This is a genomic window from Rhizobium sp. SRDI969, assembly GCF_025152725.1.
GTDB classification, from domain to species: Bacteria; Pseudomonadota; Alphaproteobacteria; order Rhizobiales; family Rhizobiaceae; genus Rhizobium; species Rhizobium leguminosarum_I.
Window position 1 is genome coordinate 217,688 of record NZ_CP104036.1, and the last position, 18,652, is coordinate 236,339.

16 protein-coding genes and 2 pseudogenes are annotated in these 18,652 nt (G+C 58.6%); 12 read left to right on the forward strand and 6 right to left on the reverse strand.

What is annotated here, in order from left to right; all coding sequences use genetic code 11:
* Positions 1-131: 131 nt before the first annotated feature.
* Positions 132-469 (reverse strand): annotated as a pseudogene (locus tag N2A41_RS25185) (4'-phosphopantetheinyl transferase family protein); the annotation flags it as partial.
* 414 nt (positions 470-883) lie between these two features.
* Here N2A41_RS25185 and N2A41_RS25190 point away from each other — a divergent pair.
* Complete coding sequence (locus N2A41_RS25190) at positions 884-2,758, forward strand: HAMP domain-containing methyl-accepting chemotaxis protein (protein ID WP_260111436.1); 1,875 nt, start codon at positions 884-886, stop codon at positions 2,756-2,758.
* Positions 2,759-3,230: 472 nt separating this feature from the next.
* Positions 3,231-3,469, forward strand: a pseudogene (locus N2A41_RS25200) (ATP-binding protein); the annotation flags it as partial.
* Positions 3,470-3,690: 221 nt separating this feature from the next.
* Here N2A41_RS25200 and N2A41_RS25205 read toward each other — a convergent pair.
* From N2A41_RS25205 to N2A41_RS25225, 5 genes are all read right to left on the reverse strand, one after another.
* Positions 3,691-4,812, reverse strand: a complete 1,122-nt coding sequence (locus N2A41_RS25205; protein WP_260111375.1) for a metallophosphoesterase — start codon at positions 4,810-4,812, stop codon at positions 3,691-3,693.
* A gap of 97 nt (positions 4,813-4,909) precedes the next feature.
* A complete protein-coding gene (locus N2A41_RS25210) occupies positions 4,910-5,779 on the reverse strand; it encodes an SDR family NAD(P)-dependent oxidoreductase (protein WP_260111376.1) in 870 nt (289 codons plus the stop codon).
* 75 nt (positions 5,780-5,854) lie between these two features.
* Positions 5,855-6,280 carry an RrF2 family transcriptional regulator gene (locus N2A41_RS25215; protein WP_260111377.1) on the reverse strand — a complete coding sequence of 142 codons (426 nt, stop codon included), beginning with the start codon at positions 6,278-6,280 and terminating at the stop codon, positions 5,855-5,857.
* Between the two features lie 166 nt (positions 6,281-6,446).
* Positions 6,447-7,520, reverse strand: a complete 1,074-nt coding sequence (locus N2A41_RS25220) for a zinc-binding dehydrogenase (RefSeq protein ID WP_260111378.1) — start codon at positions 7,518-7,520, stop codon at positions 6,447-6,449.
* A gap of 562 nt (positions 7,521-8,082) precedes the next feature.
* The gene (locus N2A41_RS25225; RefSeq protein WP_222281278.1) at positions 8,083-8,991 is read right to left on the reverse strand and encodes a LysR family transcriptional regulator; all 909 of its coding nucleotides are present in this window, start codon (positions 8,989-8,991) and stop codon (positions 8,083-8,085) included.
* 134 nt (positions 8,992-9,125) lie between these two features.
* Between N2A41_RS25225 and N2A41_RS25230 the strand changes: the two genes are divergently transcribed.
* The 10 genes from N2A41_RS25230 to N2A41_RS25275 all read left to right on the forward strand — a co-directional run bounded on the left by N2A41_RS25230 (position 9,126) and on the right by N2A41_RS25275 (position 18,652).
* Positions 9,126-10,040 (forward strand): LysR family transcriptional regulator, encoded by a 915-nt coding sequence (locus N2A41_RS25230; protein WP_222281279.1) that lies wholly within the window; start codon positions 9,126-9,128, stop codon positions 10,038-10,040.
* Positions 10,041-10,590: 550 nt separating this feature from the next.
* Complete coding sequence (locus N2A41_RS25235) at positions 10,591-11,544, forward strand: sugar ABC transporter substrate-binding protein (RefSeq protein ID WP_260111379.1); 954 nt, start codon at positions 10,591-10,593, stop codon at positions 11,542-11,544.
* A 73-nt stretch (positions 11,545-11,617) separates the two neighbouring features.
* On the forward strand, positions 11,618-12,730 hold the full coding sequence (locus N2A41_RS25240; RefSeq protein ID WP_260111380.1) for an ABC transporter permease: 1,113 nt from the start codon (positions 11,618-11,620) through the stop codon (positions 12,728-12,730).
* Positions 12,730-13,509, forward strand: coding sequence for an ATP-binding cassette domain-containing protein (locus tag N2A41_RS25245; protein ID WP_027664439.1), 780 nt, complete (start codon positions 12,730-12,732; stop codon positions 13,507-13,509). Before N2A41_RS25240 ends, N2A41_RS25245 begins: the two co-directional genes overlap by 1 nt.
* 121 nt (positions 13,510-13,630) lie before the next feature.
* Complete coding sequence (locus tag N2A41_RS25250) at positions 13,631-14,722, forward strand: Gfo/Idh/MocA family protein (protein WP_260111381.1); 1,092 nt, start codon at positions 13,631-13,633, stop codon at positions 14,720-14,722.
* Positions 14,723-15,703: 981 nt separating this feature from the next.
* A complete protein-coding gene (locus N2A41_RS25255) occupies positions 15,704-16,036 on the forward strand; it encodes a Dabb family protein (RefSeq protein WP_260111382.1) in 333 nt (110 codons plus the stop codon).
* 21 nt (positions 16,037-16,057) lie between these two features.
* Positions 16,058-16,219: a hypothetical protein gene (locus N2A41_RS25260; RefSeq protein WP_222281284.1), complete on the forward strand. Its 162-nt coding sequence runs from the start codon at positions 16,058-16,060 to the stop codon at positions 16,217-16,219.
* A 66-nt stretch (positions 16,220-16,285) separates the two neighbouring features.
* Complete coding sequence (locus N2A41_RS25265) at positions 16,286-16,585, forward strand: YciI family protein (RefSeq protein WP_261322773.1); 300 nt, start codon at positions 16,286-16,288, stop codon at positions 16,583-16,585.
* A 49-nt stretch (positions 16,586-16,634) separates the two neighbouring features.
* Positions 16,635-17,696 carry a maleylacetate reductase gene (locus N2A41_RS25270; protein ID WP_260111383.1) on the forward strand — a complete coding sequence of 354 codons (1,062 nt, stop codon included), beginning with the start codon at positions 16,635-16,637 and terminating at the stop codon, positions 17,694-17,696.
* A gap of 41 nt (positions 17,697-17,737) precedes the next feature.
* A complete protein-coding gene (locus tag N2A41_RS25275; RefSeq protein ID WP_260111437.1) occupies positions 17,738-18,652 on the forward strand; it encodes an intradiol ring-cleavage dioxygenase in 915 nt (304 codons plus the stop codon).

Consider the following 18,652-nt stretch of genomic DNA (forward strand, 5'->3'; position numbering starts at 1 on the left):
GGTACTAACACACTCATCTTAGTTGCACGGGCGCCATTAAGGCAGATACCGGACTGCTGTTTGCCGAGACGCTTTCTGCTTGGCGCGTTGGCGAAACCAGCGCACCCGCCACCGCGCGCAGGGGCAACCGAGTGATCACATCCAAAAGCCACAGCGACCGCTACGGAGCCCATCGGCACTGGTGAGGCTGAACTGTAGCCTCTCACGTCCCTTAAGCCTCAGCCTGCCGTGGTTGTCCGGGGCAACAGCAGCCCGCTCGGCGATATCCGAGGATGCATGCTCAACAGCCGCCGCAGGAGATACCGGCCGGCGATGAAGGGAGCCCCATCCCGATCAAATCGGTAGGTCGATGCGCGCTCCCGTTCATCCGATGAAAGCGGCTGCATCCGTCGGTCCCAGTCGCCTTCGTTCCGGAATACTGCCAGAGCGCGATTTCAATCTCGGCAGGTTGATCTTCTGGTTGCTGCATCGACCCGGTATGTGTTCGGTAGATCGAATTGCAAGCATGCAGCTGCTTGCTGAGCTCGCACTTGGCAGGACAGCTGCGTGAGCTGATCGGCATTTGCTGTGGCGATTGGCATTCCAACGCTTCTCAATGGCGAAATGACCGGGGGTGCCGATTCTGGTCGATGTCGACCGATTCATTCCTGTTATCGAGACTAAGACCGGGGTTATTTCCGCTCGCGACACGTGTCATGTTCCTCAGATTCAAGGAACTTAAAGTCGCGGTGCGCTTATTTGATCGCGTAAGTATGGATCTGCTTGGCAGATCTGAGGAAATAAAGCGGGACCATTGTTTAGTTAATACTAAATTATTGAATCCGGTGCGAAATTTTACATCAGCCGGCACGCCGGTCGTCGTAGTACCTTGGAGGAGACCCGCATGAAACGCCCGAGTATCAAGCAAGCCCTGATCTTAAAGCTATCGGTCATCAGTCTGTTCATGGTGGGCCTGTCCTATATCTCGCTGACCACGATTTCGACGCTTCGTGCCAATACCGAGCAGATCGGGACCTTCTGGATGCAGCGGCTGGTGACGGCTCGCGAGATCAAGGATAACTTCCTCGACCTGAAATTGGTCTATGGACAATACCTTCTCGTGGACACGGCGGAGCAAAAAAAGGCCGGCCAGCAAGAGATCGATGCGGCTGGCGTTGAGCTGGACACGGTTGTCGCCGAATACGAAAAGGGTGTCCGCACGGAGCGTGGGCGCGAACTGATCAATCAGATCAAGCCGGAACTCGCCAAATATCGTGCGTTGGCAGAGCAAATGATCGCGTTTGAGAATGACGCGAAGACGCCTGAAGCTATCCGCCTCTTTAAGGAAAATATGGAGCCGCAAGCCGAGCTGGTGAACAAGGCAGTGGCGGATCTAGTCGCTTTCATTCTCAAACAGGCCGAAGGCTTTGTGACCGCGAGCGGTGATTCCGCGCAATCCGCCTTCCTGCTGACAGCCGCGATCGCAGGGCTGGCCGTGCTTCTTGCCATAGCCGGCATCTTCTTTGCGATATCAGGCATCGCCAACCCAATCCGAGACATTGCCTCCGCCATGAGGCGCTTGTCGGGTGGCGATCTTGACAGTGATATTCCCTATGCCGGTCGCGCCGATGAAGTCGGCGAAATGGCCGGTGCGGTTGAAATCTTCCGCCAGAATGCCCTCAATGTCGTCAGGCTCGAGAAGGAAGCGGCCGAATCCCGCAGAGAGAGCGAGGCAACGCGCGCCGCAGCCCAGCAGCGCGTTGAACGCGAGGCGGAACAATTGCGCTTCGCGACCACGACATTGGGCGAAGGTCTCCGGCGGCTTGCAGCAGGCGACATATCCTTCCAGCTTTCAGAGCAATTTTCGGCCGAGTATGAAGCGTTGCGCGAAGACTTCAACGCCTCGCTCCGGCAACTGGGTGCGACGATCGGCGCCGTGCTCGAGACGGTGCACAGCATCGATAATGGTACCGGTGAAATTGCATCTGCCGCGCAGGATCTGTCCAAGCGTACCGAACAACAGGCAGCCTCTCTGGAGGAGACGGCCGCAGCCCTGGATGAGATCACGTCGAATGTGACGATGTCGACCAAACGCACCGACGAGGCGCGCAACGTCGCCAAGGAAGCCGATATCAGCGCTCAGCGGTCGGCAACTGTCGTCTCGCAGGCGGAACAGGCCATGCGACGCATCGAAGACAGTTCACAGCAGATTTCGAACATCATTAGTGCAATCGATGAAATCGCCTTCCAGACGAACCTCCTGGCATTGAATGCCGGCGTTGAAGCTGCCCGTGCGGGTGAGGCGGGCAAAGGTTTTGCAGTGGTCGCACAGGAAGTCCGTGAGCTTGCCCAGCGCGCAGCTCAAGCGGCCAAGGAAATCAAAGGCTTTATTCAAAAGTCATCAACTGATGTGGAAAATGGCGTAAAACTGGTTCTCGAAACGGGAACGTCGCTCAAGTCGATCGGTGAGTATGTCGTGCAGATCAACCAACTCATGGATGCGATTGCCACATCGGCGCGTGAGCAGTCGACGGGACTTGCTGAGATCAACACGGCCGTCAATCAGATGGACCAAGCGACCCAGCAAAATGCGGCGATGGTTGAGCAGTCGACGGCTGCCGCTGCCTCATTGTCCTCCGAGGCAGGCCGCCTGCGGGATCTGGTCAACCAGTTTCAATTGGACGGCGACAAAAGCGCGGACGGGCAGCGCAGCGGACGGACCTTTGAAGGCAACGGGCCTATCCACTTGGTCGCTTCGCGGCGCGTGACGCAAAGATAAGGCGTAACCGACTTCAGATCAGGGACATGAGACAACCCTGCCGGCGGTTCCAGTCGCGTTCGTTCCTTGAGCACTGGCCAGAGCGATTTCGATGCCGACGGGTTGGTTTCTGATTACCGCGTTGATCCAGTATGTGGCCCTGGGTCTGTTTTGTCCTGGTAGTCGCGACATCGAAAGCACTGCCGGCTATCGTCCGATACCGGTCAGCCACGCCGGCTTTTTCCGCATTCTGCCTCGACAGCTCCAACACTGCGGCCCAATCGAGGCGTCATTCGATACTGTTCGCCCTCCTTGGTCAGGAAGCCATGAATCACGAGATAGTCGCGGAGGATGCGCACCCCGGTCGGCTTGGCGGTGCGATGGAAATATACATAAATTTGCTTTCGCTTCTCTCCTGATCAGGTACCCCTCCGTTGAGGATCAGCCAGGTCAGTTCCGGTGACCGCCGCGACAGCTTCAGCAGCGCCTGCGTTTTCGTGACAAGCAGCAGAACGAAGTCGATATCGTTATCGAAGATAGAAGAGGAGAGTTGTCGGTATCGAGATAAAAGCGGCAGCATCCGTCTCGAGTTTCGATTTTTCCGGATTGCGAATTTTGGCCGAAGCATGTGGAGAACAATTTGTTTCGGGCATTGTCTTGTACGATCATAACAAGGTGATTCCATTCGGCGAACGCCTATCTGCCGTGCCAATTTCGGCGTTGTGGCATTAGCGCCTGGGAGTTTCGCTTCAGTCTCCAGACTCGAGCATTCCTGAAATTCCGACGGTGTCGATGAAAATGGGCCGCAGGTTCGATTCCCTTCAAGGCGGCCAGATCATTGAAAGTCAGAATTCTATGAAATTGCATTCTATGCAGCGAGTTTGGTTTTGTGTTTCCACACGGTCCGGGTCGTTTTCCGTATAAACGATGTTACAGACAGGTATGCTTGCTGATCACTTGGTTATCGCCCGGAGGGTGATTCTGGTTAGTTCCGATGGAGCGCCGAGCCTTAATGCGAATCCGGGCCACAGGCCTGTTCCGTTGTTTACGTACAACGTCATGGCTCCGATTTGGTATCGACCCGAAACAAAGCCTCCATTGGCGCGCGCGATCAACCGGTCGAGGCCGAGAACCATGCCACCATGTGTATGCCCCGACAGCTGAATCGCCACACCAGAGGCGGCCGCTTTTTCGGCCATCATCGGCTGGTGATCGAGCAATAGGATGGGGGTGTTCGCAGGAGCTCCCTTGATTGCCGCCGCGAGGTCCGGCGGTGGAGCGCTGTGCCCGCGGGCCGACAAGTCGGTCACACCCGCCAGTACGATCTCGGCATTGCCTCTCCTGAGGACTACGTGGCTGTTAGACAGCATCCGCATGTCCAACATCTCGAGGTGGCGCATCCATTCTTGGTAATCGAAGAAATATTCGTGGTTCCCCGGAATTGCGTAGACACCGTCACGTGCCCTCAAACCCCAAAGCGGTGCGACATCGTCTTTGCGGTGAGCCACGTCACCGTCGATGAAGTCCCCGGTGATGACGATCAGGTCCGCATTGAGCGCATTGGTCCTCGATACGACCTCTTTAGTCCATGCGGCTGGGAACAGACGGCTGATGTGAAGGTCAGTCAACTGAATCAGCCGATAGCCATCAAATTCGGGAGACAATCCAGCGATGGCAATTTCTATGTCGTTTAGCGGTGGCACTCTGATTGCCTGGTTGACACCGTACGCTGACAGGCCAAGGGCCAAAACTCCGATGGCATATCGCAGACCTGCCGGGGCAGAGGGGAAGCCTCCCTTGAATGGGATGATCGCGAGTGAGACCACATCTAGCGCAATCTGAAACACTGCTAGCAACACGATCGCGCCGAAAAGGACATTGAAAGCAATGGCCAAAGGGCGGGGAAACTCTGGGTCGAAGACCGAGCCGGAAGAGAGGCGACTAACCAGATGAAATTGCGAGGCTACCAACAAGAGGATCGCGAGGGATGCCTTTGCCGACCAAATCCATGGCAGTGGCTGAATGAATCGTACCATGACGACCAGCCAGGGAATTCCGAAAACGAGGTGGAACATCAGATGCTTTCATCTGGGTGGGCTGTCACCACAGCTTGTAAGGTACTGTCAGCCCTAGGGGTGGCAGGCGACGCGTTCGTCGCATGTTCAGGCCCGATCAGCGTGGACGATACTGCTGCATGAGCTTGCCAAATTTTCGTAGGCCCATTGCGTCGGCAATGGACGGCGATATGGCGTTCGCGAGCGTAAGCATTTTGAGCGTCCCGCCGCCCATGACGTGGACTTTACGACGTTCGCGGATGGTGGCGAGGATCTCGCGCGCGACCTGGTCGGGTTCGCATAGGTCGACGCCCAGCTTGCTCCACATGTCGAAGAAAGGCGACTCGGCCTCGGTGTTGGAGGGAACAGGCCCAAAGAAGGAAAGCATTACGTTGGTCCCGGCAAGTTCGCGGTTGGCGCTTTGCACATAGCTCGCCAGCGCGCCGCGGCTCGCGGCATAGGAACTCATAAACGGCAGCGCCACCCGGCCGTCCATGGCACCGCCGACGTGGACAACCACTGCGTTACCGGCTTGCTTGCGCAGTCCAGGCAGGAAGGCCCGCGTCACGAACATAGGCCCCTTGACGTTGATCGCGAACAGATCGTCGATATCGGCCAAAGTGTATTCCTCAATAGCTTTGCGCGGCGAGATGCCCGCAAGGTTCACCACCGCATCGACCCGGCCGAGGTGCTCGAAGGCCACTGCCGCCAGCTTCCCCATGCTCGCCGGATCGGTGACGTCCGCGCGCTGGTAAATCGCCGAACCATCGTTCCGGCCGGTCAACTTAGCGGCGTCGTTCTCGCTCCGAGCCGCGAGCACCAACCGGAAGCCCTCGGCCGCCAGGAGCTTAGCCAGCGCGTGACCAAGTCCTCCGGTCACACCGATGAGAACGGCGGTGGGCGCATCCTTGCCCTGCTTTGTAGCGGCTGGCCCAGTTCCGGTAGCGCCACCGGTAATCACAGGAGATTTTTCGTTCAGTTGCGTCATTTCGTGGTCCTTTTTTTGATCGGTATTGGTTACTATGAACGTATCTATTATGGGCAAAAAAATCAGGGCAAAAAGCTAACTGGCCTTGGCTCTGATTTTCGATACCACATCCGCCAACGTCGTCTGTCTGAGATGGCCATGGACGGCCTCCTCAGTGCCAACCAGCACGCCGCCCATGACTTCCTTGATGTTAGAGCTGATAATACACTCCTTGCTCACGGGATAAGCATGGATGGCAAAAGCATCTGGAGGGTTTACCGCCAGGTAGATGTCTAGGAGCGAAATCTTATTGGAGCTTCGTGCCAAGCCATAACCTCCCGACTTGCCAACAGTCGTCTTCGCGAGCTTCGCCTTCGAGAGTTTAACGAGGATTCTTTTAACGAAAACCGGGTTCGCATTCACGCTGCGTGCGAGAACCTCCGACGCGAAAACTCCTTCGTGATGTGCGATTGCCGCCATGACGTGGACGGCAATCGAAAATTGAGTGTTTACTGAAGCCATTTTCAGATACTATATTAGTATCCGTATGGATGCAAGAGCTGCGCGACGGCAAGGCTTTTCCATGCGAGCTTATGTAGCACTTTCGAAACTATGGGCAGCCGACATCCACGCGAGGATTCCCTCATCGCGGAATTTCGATCTTTCCTTTGGAAAGAAGTCCGCTGCCTCAGGCGGACTGCATCGACACGAGTATCTTCATTTTGCCCCCGTTCGGGTCCAGGAGTTCTCGGAAGCCCTTGTCGACGACGTCATCCATGGCGATTTCGTCATCGACGATCTTCTCGGCTGGATAGAGGCCGGTCCTCATCATCTCGAAAATTCGGGGCCAGATGGTCAGCGGGTAATTCAGCGATCCCCGTAGAGTGATGTCCCGCATCGTCAGTTCGAACGGACTGATCTCGGCGGGGCCGCCCATTAGCCCGACCTGAACGACGGTGCCCTGGGCGCGGACGGCCTGAAGGCAAGTCTGCAAGGCGCGGGGATGGCCCGCGCACTCAATCGCCGCGTCTACTCCGACGCCCTCCTCCGTCCCGTCCCTGATCGTGGACATGAAGTCCGGGGAACTAGGATCGAGCACCGTGACGTCGTTCGAAAGCGCCGCGATGCGCGCACGACGGTTGGCATTCGGCTCGCTGACGAAAATCCGCGTCACACCTGCGGCGACAGCCGCGAGGACCACCAGCGCGCCGATCGGACCCGCGCCCGTTATAAGAAGGGTACCCCCAGGCGTCAGCCCTGATCGGTCAATGGCATGGACGGCTACCGCCGCCGGCTCGACGAGCGCGCCTTGCTGGTCCGTCACGTCGTCAGGCATGCGGATCGCGTTGTATTCGTGGACGATGGCGCGCTTCGCCATGCCGCCCCAAGGCCAGCTCAGTCCGACGACGGAAGCCTGAGGCCCCAGGAACGACAGGTTGCGGGTCCCGAAATAGTCGAGTCTTGGGCCGATCTGCGGCTGGATTGACACGCGGTCTCCAGGCTTCAGCGTCTCCACACCAGGGCCGATGGAGACGACTCGCGCCGCGAATTCATGGCCCAGGATTTGAGGGAGGATGGCCCCGCTATAGCCGTTGGGCGACTTGGGAGTGAAGATCGGACCGGATTCGAACTCGTGCAGATCGGTCCCGCAGATGCCACAAAAGGTCGGCTCTACGATGACCTGGCCAAACTGGGGTGACGCGGGCTCGGCAGCCTCCTCCACTCGGACATCATGTTTCCCGTAGTAGCGTATAGCCTTCACCGCCAAATCCTCTCGACTTTCTGGGTCTTCGGGCCAGACTTTTGCGCGCGTTGGCAAGTGCCTTCAGAACCGCCTGGAAACTTTCGGTTGACAGATGTCGAGACCGCTAATGCGCTCCGCCCTCCATCCCGGTGTTTGGATAATACAAACGCTAAACCAGCAAATAAGAGCCCAAACCGGAAAACACTTTCCCGGCGCATGCAAAAGATTCAGGCGGGAGATTGCGCGGTGCGAATCTGGCTGAAAGCCGCGGGTAGGCGCTTATCAGAAGCTTCCAACCTCGCACTCAGCAACTTGATGTCAATGTGCAACAAGCGGCCCATCGCGTTTTACAAATACGCCCGCGACCATCCCTGCGTCTACGTTGCCACTGTTGGCGTTCATGATCACGGTGCTGACGGGATCAAGCAGGGGTATGGCCGGCCGCATTGGAGTTGATAAGCCGTGACATGAACATGCTGAGGCAAATTCCCAAACAAGGTCGTCGAGATTGGCGTTGAAGGAGCACCAGCGCTGGTCGAACGCTGCGCGATGTCCAGAGGCTCATTTCCCAAGGCCCTGTTCAGTCAAGGGCTCCTTGTCGCCCTTTCTCCGCCAGGAAATCCACGACGGTTCGAACCCGCGGCAGCAGATGGCGCGTCACCGGCCAGACGGCGTAGACGGACACTGGAACATCTGCGATCTGCTGCAGAACTGACGTCAAAGTTCCCTTCTCCAAATGCGCCCGCACGAGCGAACGGGGCATTTGGCAGAGCCCCAGACCAGCCAACGCCGCCTGCACGATCGCCTCTCCGTCACCGAACTGGTGACTGACAGGGGGCAAATATCGAACCGCAGCGCCGTCTGAACCCTTGATGCGCCAGCTTGCTGAATTGCCTCCGAAGCCGCAAATGCAATCGTGTTGTTGAAGATCGGCGACGCTTTGAGGTGTTCCCCGTGCTGCTAAGTATGAGGACGACGCTACAACGACGGAAGGTTGCTCAGTAAGTTTCTTGGATATTAGCCCGGTGCAGTCGCGAGTTTCACCGAACCGGATTGTGAGGTCGACACCCTCTTCGACGGGATCGACGATCTTGTCGTTAAACGAGAGGGACAGCGTCAGACCCGTGTAGGCTCTGGAAAAATCCAGCAGCAAAGGCATGAGAATCTGCCGTCCGAACGCTGCGGGAGCGTCGATCCGCAATCGTCCTGAAATCACCTGGCTTTTTGAGAGCAGCGTTGTCTCCGCCGCTGCTATTTCCCCAAGCGCATGTCGCACGCTCGCATAATAGGCTTCACCATCGGGAGTTAGACTCAACCGCCGTGTGCTCCGGTGCAGCAGTTTGATACCCAAGCGCTCTTCAAGCTTCGTCACGCTTTTGCCGACCGCAGACTTCGTAATACCCAATTTGGCGGCCGCCGCCGTGAAGCTGAGAGTTTCTGCGGAGTGCAGAAATGCAATAACTCCATTCAACTGGTCGATCTGGGTCATTGTAAACTTTCACTCCACATACTGGAGAAATTCAAACCCTTCTGTTCCAGCAAGGTTACATTAAGCTATAGCGCACGCGCAAGAAAAGTCGAACATCGCAATGGTCTTCGCGCTCAACGCAAGAATGTCGGGCCATGGATCGTCTCACAGAGATCGAAGTCTTCATACAGATCGCGGAGTGTGGCAGTATCACTAGGGCCGCGGACGCGTTGGACATGTCAGTCTCGGCCGCGAGCAGAAGCCTGCAATCTCTCGAGGAGCGTCTCAACGCTCGGCTGGTGCAACGGACCACTCGACATCTAAGTCTGACCAGCGAAGGGGAACTGTACTATCAACGCGGCAAGGAGCTGGTGGCGGGGATGCTCGATGCGGAAGCGAGCGTCAGCGAAGGCGCGTTGAGTCCAAGCGGGTTGCTGCGGATAAGCGCTTCGATGTCGTTCTGCCTATTGCACCTCAGCCCGCTCATTCCAGCGTTCACTCGAGCCTATCCTAAGGTGAGGGTCGAGGTACTGGTTTCCAATCGATATTATGATTTGATCGAAAACGGGGTCGACCTGGCGATTCGTACGCGTCGCGTGGAGGCAGATTCGTCGGTCACCATCCGCCGCCTCGCTGAAACCAGGCGACTGCTTGCAGCGTCGCCCGAGTACTTGGCAAAGCGTGGCGCGCCACTCAATCCCGATCAGCTCGCCGAGCACGACTTGCTCCTCTACACGTTGGCCGACAATTGGAACCATCTCACCTTCAAGAAGAATGGCGAAACCATCACAAAGCCGGTCAACGGCGTACTCAACTCGAACGAAGGCCAGATCATACGTAAGGCCGCTTTGGACGGCCTCGGGATTCTGGCTCAGCCGACCTACATCATAAATGATGATTTAGAGTCGGGTAGGCTGGTGCGAGTGATGGACGACTGGGATCTGCCGCGGCTGACCATGAATATCGCCTATCCGACCCGTCACCACCTTCCTGCCAAGACCCGCCTATTCATCGACTTTTTGGTCAGGGAGTTTAAGAACAGCGACTACGAGGCCAAATGGACGGCTTAGGTTCGTCGGATGAATAAGCTCGCCATCCTTGGGACGATAACAGCTTGGCAATTGCCGTGCTGTAGACCCGTCGCCGTTTGAAGCGCTTCAGGTCACCGCGACAGCTTTAGCGTTTCGTCCGGTCCATGATCCGATCGCCAACCTTTTCCGCATTCGCTGCTAGGATATCGCTTCAGTTCACCATCGAGAGCTACGAGACGTGGCTATGCAGATTTGGCGCGACATTATGCGCCTTCAAGCCGCTTAACTCCCGCAAACCTTTCCCATCCTTGGCCGGGGTTTGTTAACTTTACGATGCCGTTGGTGAACTGGCGACATGCGTTAGGGCGCGATCCAGTCGCCTCGAAGGTCCCGCCAATGTCACGGCCGCCGGTACAATCACCGAAAGATTTTTGCAGCTACTGCAATACTGTTTTGTTCTGCCCCTGGTTCATCCCGAGTAGACAAAAATGCATAACATTGGCTCGGAGTTGGAGAGAGAAGACGGTGGTGCAGCCGCACCCGGCCAGCTGCCAAGCAGACCGCTCTTGGTCACCATGAGGAGGAAAATATGAACAATCGTGTATTAAAGGCGGCGTTGCTTGCCGGTTTGGCTGTCTTGGCCACTCTGGGCTTTGTCGGAACTGCCCTGGCGGATGGGGAGAAATACGTTCTCATCCATCATTCGCCCGACAGCGAGACGTTCTGGAACACCGTGAAGAACGGAGCCAGCCTGGCAGCAAAAGAAGTCGGCGCGACCGTGACCTTCCGCAACCCGCCGACCGGCGACCTGGCCGACATGGTGCGCATCATCCAGCAGACCACCGCCGAGAAGCCTGACGGGATCATCGTCACTATTCCCGATGTCGAGACGGTCGGTGGCGCCATCGAAGACGCGGTTGCCAAGGGCATCCCTGTTGTCACGATGAACACCGGTACGGCAGAAGAATCCAAGAAGCTCGGCGCCCTGCTTCATGTCGGACAGCCCGAATTCGACGCCGGCAAGGGAGCCGGTGAGCGCGCGAAGGCTGCGGGCACCACGTCGTTCCTCTGCGTCAACAGTCTCTTCCCCAACGTCGCAGGGCAGCAGCGTTGCGAGGGCTTTGCGGCCGGCCTGGGTGTGCCACTCGGCGGACAGATGATCGACTCGGGCACCGACGCGACCGAAATCGCCAACCGTGTAAAGGCGTATCTTTCCAATCATGCGGATACGGGCGCCGTTCTGACCCTTGGGCCGATGACTGCCCTGCCTACCATCAAGGCGCTCAAGGATACCGGTTTGGCCGGCACGATCTTCTTCGCGACATTCGATCTCACGCCGGAGATCTCGCAGGCGATCAAGGATGGCGTCATCAACTTCGCCATCGACCAGCAGCCGTTCCTTCAGGGCTATCTGCCGGTGATCACCCTCACCAACGACCTTCGCTACGGCGTCCTGCAGGCGAACTCGGTGTTGTCCGGACCCGGCTTCGTGACGAAGGACAATCTGGCTCTCGTCCAGTCGCTTGCCGGCAAGTACCGGTAAGCGGACGACCTCCCGGACGGAAGCGGCGATCGCCGCTTCCGTTTGGCCCTTACGACAGTTTCAGGTGATCGCAATGAGCACGACAATCAGCGCTGACGAGCGCGTTAAACAGACGTCAACTCTCCGACGGGCGCTCGTCCGCCCGGAACTCGGGGCCATGGGCGGCACCGTTGCGGTGTTCGCATTCTTCCTCATCCTTGCGGGCAACACGCAAATGTTTGCCATGGACGGGATCATGAACTGGAGCACCGTTTCGGCGCAATTCGTCGTCCTCGCTGTCGGTGTCTCGCTGCTGATGATTACCGGCGAGTTCGATCTCTCGCTCGGTTCGATGGTCGGCTTCTCCGGTATGGTCTTCGGTCTGCTGGTTATCTACGTCGGCTTGCCTGCTTGGGCGGCCATCGGCGTCACGGTACTTGCTTGCGGTCTGATTGGGGCGATCAATGGCCTGCTGGTCATCCGCACCGGCCTGCCATCATTCATCGTCACGCTTGCCTTTATGTTCATCTTGCGCGGTATGACGATCTGGAGCGCTATCACCTTCAATAGGCAGCCGGTGGTGTCGGGAATTGCCGATATCGCCGTTGGCGATCCCATCGCCTGGCTCTTTGGCGGCAAGGCGCTTGGAGGGCTGTTCTCATGGCTCGGCCAGCAGGGGTGGATTGCGACCTATACCCGCGGCACCCGAATGGGACAGCCGATCGTTGACGGCATCCCGATGTTGATCATCTGGGCTATCGTCATGGTGATCGTCGGTCAGTGGGTGCTCACAAGGACCAGGTTCGGCAACTGGATCTACGCGGCCGGCGGCGACCCGCAGGCTGCACGTTATATCGGCGTACCTGTCGCCCGCGTGAAGGTGGCGATGTTCATCGTTGCGGCGTTGTGCGCCACGCTCTTGGGAATTTCCCAGGCGGTGGAGTTCGGCTCGGCTGCCTCCGACCGGGGCATGATGAAGGAGTTCGAGGCAATCATTTGTGTGGTCATTGGGGGCGCCTTGTTGACGGGCGGGTATGGCTCCGTCGTTGGCGCCGCGCTAGGAGCCGTCATCTTCGGCGTCGTGCAGCAGGGTCTGTTCTTCACCAATGTCGAGAGTTCCCTGTTCCGGGTATTCCTCGGATCGATCCTCCTCGCCGCCGTTATCGCCAACACTTACATCCGCCGCGCGATCACCGGAGAGCGATGATGTCCGCACCAATTCTTGAAATGACCGATATCCAGAAGCACTTCGGTCACATTATTGCCCTCTCGGGCGTGTCCTTCGATGTCAAGGCAGGCGAGTGTCACTGCCTGCTCGGCGACAATGGCGCGGGCAAGTCGACATTCATTAAGACGATGTCCGGTGTACATGCTCCCACGCACGGCGAGATGAAAATCCAAGGCGAGCCGGTCCACTTCACAAGCCCCCGGGCGGCGCTGGCGGCGGGAATCGCAACAGTCTACCAGGACTTGGCAATGATCCCGCTGATGAGCGTGAGCCGCAACTTTTGGCTTGGCCGTGAACCCGAAACCGGCTTTGGCCCGTTCAAGCGGATCGACTTCAAGAAGGCCGATGCAATCACGTTCGAACAGATGCGCGAAATGGGCATCAACCTGCGTGAGCCCGGACAATCCGTCGGGACGCTCTCGGGCGGCGAGCGCCAGACGGTGGCAATCGCTCGCGCGGTCTATTTCGGCGCCAAGGTTCTCATATTGGATGAACCGACATCCGCCCTGGGCGTGCGTCAGACGGCCAATGTCCTGTCGACCATCGACCGTGTGCGGAAGAAGGGGGTAGGGGTGGTGTTCATCACCCACAACGTCCGACATGCCCTTGCTGTCGGTGATCGCTTTACCGTCCTCAATCGCGGCAAGACCCTCGGCACGGCCGATCGCGGCCATATTTCCTCCGAGGAGCTTCAAAGCCTGATGGCAGGCGGGCAGGAGCTCGCCGAGCTCGAAGCCTCGCTCGGAAAGACGGTGTAGCGTTCCCGATCGAATGGCTCGGCCGTAGGGAAAACACCATGCGGTCGAGACAATGCTGACGAGTTTGATGACATCGCTCGTCACTCGTCGAGCGTGGTTCAACAAGGTTTGGGAGAATGAAATGACCTACGCGATCGGCGAAAACGTCGAATTTGGTATCGCTTGCCTGGGTATTACGCACCCGCACACCTCAGGACGCGTGAAGGCATTTCAGCGCATGCCCGGTGCTCGGTTGATGGGAGCGTACGACGACAGTCCGTTGCTCGCCCCCTTCGTCGACGCTCTCGGGCTGGAAGCCAGAACAAAGGAAGCGATCCTCTCCGATCCCAACGTCCACGCGGTGCTGGTGCATTCAAAGAGCCACAGCATGGCCAACCTGGCCATCGAGGCGCTTGAGGCCGGCAAGGCCGTGTTGTGCGAGAAGCCGGCGGGCCGGGGATCTGCAGATACGGCCCGGATCGTCGAGGCCGTTGAGCGCAAGGGCGGACTGTTCCAGGTTGGTTACTGCTGGCGTTTTGCTCCTTCGGTGGACAAGATGCAGGAGGTTCTTTCGAGCGGCCGACTCGGCAAGGTGCTGCAGGTGAGGGCGCATGCGGGCTGCTCGCACAATGAAGCCGCCACGCCGCACATGAACCAGCCCGGGGATATTGGCGGCGCAATGTTCGTTATTGCCTGCCACCTGATCGATCGCATTCTGCTTCACTTCGGAGTGCCCCAAAGCGTGAATGCGCGGATCACGAAATTCGAGTCGGCATTCGGGAGCGACTCCCGCGAGGACGCCGCCGGCGCGATTCTGAACTACTGTGACAAGCTCGTGACCGTCGACTTCATGTCGTGGGATCCTCTGTCCTGGACCGAAAGCTGGGATCTTTCGGCCTACGGAACGGAGGGTATCATGCACTCTTGTCCGCTACCCTCGTCCTGCAAGATATATGACAGTGGCAAGAACGGGTTCCAGCAGGGCTGGACAGAATGGTGCGAGACGAGCTTTCCGGAAATCTGGGCCACCAAAAAGACCGTGTACTCGCCGGAGATCGCCGAGATCGGCAACCCGATCTACTTCGATCGGGAGGCGGCAGCTTTCGTCGGGTCGCTCAGGTCTGGCTCGGCCTCAGTCGTTTCGGCGATGCAGGCCCACAATGTGAACCAGCTGCTCGAGGCCCTGTTCAAGTCGTCCTCTCTTTCCGGCGCCGAAGTGGACGTCGCCGTCTGAGTCCAACTAATGCGAACCCGGGGTCCCCGATCTCGGGTTTGTGTGGCGCCAAGGCATGGTGCGTAGCGCCCTGATCGGCGTTGCCTTCTCAAGTCGATTTCATGCCGATCTCCGGCGGGACGATGAAATGGGAAACCAACTTCGACTTCGTCTTGAGACCTCTCTAGTTCGCGTCCTCCCAGGCGCTTTAGCGAGGCAGCACCCCTACGACGGGCGTGCTGCCTCGCATTCTTTTTGGCTCAGCGTGTTGCTCAGGCCGGCAGCTCAGCCAACCGGCCCGTAGATGTTGGTCCAATCCACGGATTCGGGATCTACATCCGGCTCAGCGTCCGGTCGAAAGCTGACCGTCAGTTGCGTCGCCTTGCGGTCAAAGTGGTAATCGCCGCCATATCGAGCACGCCGAAGGGTGTAGCTCCCGCTTTCAGCACACGACGTCAATCGTAACGCCCGTGCGCCCACCCGTGAAAGTACGTCTACCATCTAGCTCAGAACTGTCGCACGGATAGAGCCGACCGTCACTACCGTGAGCCGTAACTTTCCAATGCGCCTCGGTGGGAAGATCCCCGCGCGCCGGATGCAGTAGGTACGCGCACCTGACCATTCGGGTTCCCTAACGGGGCATTGGCTTCGCGTCTGAGGTCGTCCTTAAGCGCCAAATCCATGAGTTGCCCCCCAACAGGCATTTCAGGTTCTCCGACAGGCGCCGGCCTGCAAAGTCGGTTTTGCTTTTTGCGCAGCGTGAGAAAGTGTTTCCCTGCTCACGGCCTTTTTCCCAAAGTTGGGGAAGCTAATTTCGATCTGCGGCGGAGGAACGGCCGTTGGGAGGAATTCCATGAGCTTCAATTGGGTTTGCCGGATCTGCCGCGAAGGGCCCGCCTAAGCGAGCGTTCAGCGCCCCGTAAATGGAAACGGGATTTCCAAAGACATCAACCGAGCCGCTCTTTCCGGCAGTCCGTAACTCCAAACTCAAGAAGAAGATCGATGATCAAGCATATCGTCATGTGGGACGTCCGTGGAGACAGCACCGAGGAGAAGCAGGCCGCCGCTTTCGACCTCAAGAAAAAGTTCGAGAGCCTCCGTGGGGAAATCCCCGGCCTCCTTTTCCTTGAGGTCGGCATCGATTTTTCGCGTGTGGATTATGCCTGCGATGTCGTGCTCTATTCCGAATTCAAGGACGAAGCTTCCCTGGAGGGGTACGCCTCCCATCCCGCGCATCTGCGGATCAGGGATTCCCTAAAGGACGTCCGGATCGCCCGACACCAGGTCGACTATTCCCCGCTCAAATGCGCCGGCGTGCGTGCAAACGCCGAGTGAGGTGTGAAGGTGGAGGAACCGATGACCACGACGATCACCCAGTCCCAAGACCTCAAGCCGACGCCGACCCTGAATGTGCCGGGGCTTCGGAAGACATACGCCGGCCGCGCTTCAAAGAGCGTCGACTTCGACCTGATGTCGGGCGAAATCACAGTCGGTTGTATCGCCCTCAGGACAACGTGAAGGATTGATACCCGGCCAGCTTTCGACCCGCCACCACTCCTCCGAGCTGATCTTCGAGGGAGAACGATGAAAGGAAAGTTCATGCTCTTTGCGGTTCATTGCCTCGACCACGCGGATGGCCTGCCGCGCCGCCAGGCGAACTACGACGCCCATAAAGCGTACCTCTCCGCAGGCACGGTAAAGACTGTAATTTCGGGACCGCTTGTCGCCGCCGACGGCGAGACCATGATCGGGTCGCTGTTCGTTTTTGAGGCCGACCAGATCGGCGATGTGATCGCGTTCAACAAAAACGACCCGTTCGCCCATGCCAACGTCTGGCGCCAAGTGGACATCAACCCGTTCTTGAAGCGCGTCGACAATCGCTAAGAACGCAGGACGTCCGGTCCAATCGAGGCTGGGAATTCGAGGAACCGACATGCAGTCTTTCGTCTATAACGGCCAGCCGGCCAGAGTGATTTTCGGGTCGGGAACGCTGGCCCTGCTTCCTGCGGAAGTCGACCGCCTTGGGCTGAAGCGTGTTCTGGTCCTGGCGACGCCGCCACAGGCCGGGGATGCGGAGAAGCTGTCCGCGCTTCTTGGGGCGAGCTCAGTCGGGGTCTATTCTCGCGCCACGATGCACACGCCCGTCGATGTGACCGAGGACGCGATGAGGGTCGTGGCCGACAAGAAGGTCGACGGCCTCATCGCAGTCGGTGGCGGATCGACCACAGGGTTGGCCAAGGCGATCGCGCTGCGGACCGACCTGCCTCAGATCGTCGCCCCGACTACATACGCGGGATCGGAAATGACGCCGATCCTGGGCGAGACCAAGGACGGGCAGAAGGTCACGCAGAGCAGCCCGAAGATTCTTCCTGAGGTGGTCATCTACGACGTGGACCTCACGCTCACGCTCCCGGTCGGCATGTCTGGCACCAGCGGCATGAACGCCATCGCCCATGCGATCGAGGCGCTTTACGCCAAGGAACGGAACCCCGTCGTCTCCCTGATGGCGCTGGAGGCGATCCGGGCCCTGGCGCGTTCGCTGCCGCTGATACATGACGACCCGTCCGATCGCGCCGCGCGCAGCGACGCTCTCTACGGCGCGTGGCTCTGCGGCATCTGCCTGGGTTCGGTCGGCATGGCCCTTCATCACAAGCTCTGCCACACGCTGGGCGGCTCGTTCGATTTGCCACATGCGGAAACCCACACGGTGGTCCTGCCGCACGCGCTCGCTTACAACGCGCCCGCCATCCCCGAAGTGATCGAAAAACTCCGGGACGTGCTTGGTCGTCCGGACCCTGCTGCGGCGCTTTTCGAACTCGCGGGCCGGATCGGAGCGCCGAGGTCCCTGCGAGAGATCGGCATGCCGGAACACGGTATCGACGTGGCGACCGAACGCGCCCTGGCCAACCCGTACTGGAACCCCCAACCATTGGAGCGCGACGGCATCCGCGCGCTGATCGCCCGCGCCTATGCGGGCGACGCTTCGGCCATTTGATGGCGAGCAATTCGGGCCGAGGAGGATAGAGAATGTCTGAGATGAGCAAAGCCGAAGGGTCGAAGCCAAAATATCCGTACTTCGAGGAGGAGACTTCGGTCGACGTCGTGAACGCAAGAATGGGGCCGGACGTCGATCCGCGCCTGCGCGAGGTTATGTCCGTCCTGGTGAAGCACCTCCACGCCGCCATCAAGGAAATCGAGCCCTCGCACGAGGAATGGCTTCAGGGCATCAAGTTTCTCACCGAGGTCGGGCAGATGTGTTCGGATTGGCGTCAGGAGTTCATCTTGCTCTCAGATACTCTCGGCGTCTCGATGTTGGTCGATTCCATCAACCACCGTCGCCCCAACGGTGCGACGGAGAACACGATCCTCGGACCGTTCTATGTGCCAGCCGCTCCGCGCTACGCCAACGGGACTAACATTTGCCTGGACGGCAAGGGAGAGCCGATGGTCGTGTGCGGACATGTCGTCGACACCGATGGCAAGCCGATCGCCGGCGCGCTCGTCGACGTCTGGCAAACAAACGACGACGGGTTCTATGACGTGCAGCAAAAGGACGTTCAGCCCGACTGGAATCTTCGCGGCGTCTTCACCTCTGAGCGCGACGGCTCGTATTGGTACCGAGCCGTGAAACCCCGCTACTACCCCATCCCCGATGACGGTCCGGTCGGCAAGCTGCTTGGGCATCTGGGCAGGCATCCCAATCGGGCCGCGCACATTCATTTCATCGTGAGCGCGCCAGGTTACGATCCCGTCATCACCCACATCTTCACACCCGATTGCCAATACTTGGCCGAGGACTCGGTCTTCGGCGTGAAGGACTCGCTAATAGCGGACTTCGAGAAGGTGACCGATCCCGCACGGGCATACGAGCTCGGCTTCGATGGCCCCTTCTGGTCTGTCAGCTGGGACTTCGTGCTCGCCACGAAAAAAGACACCGCCAAGGAGAAATGA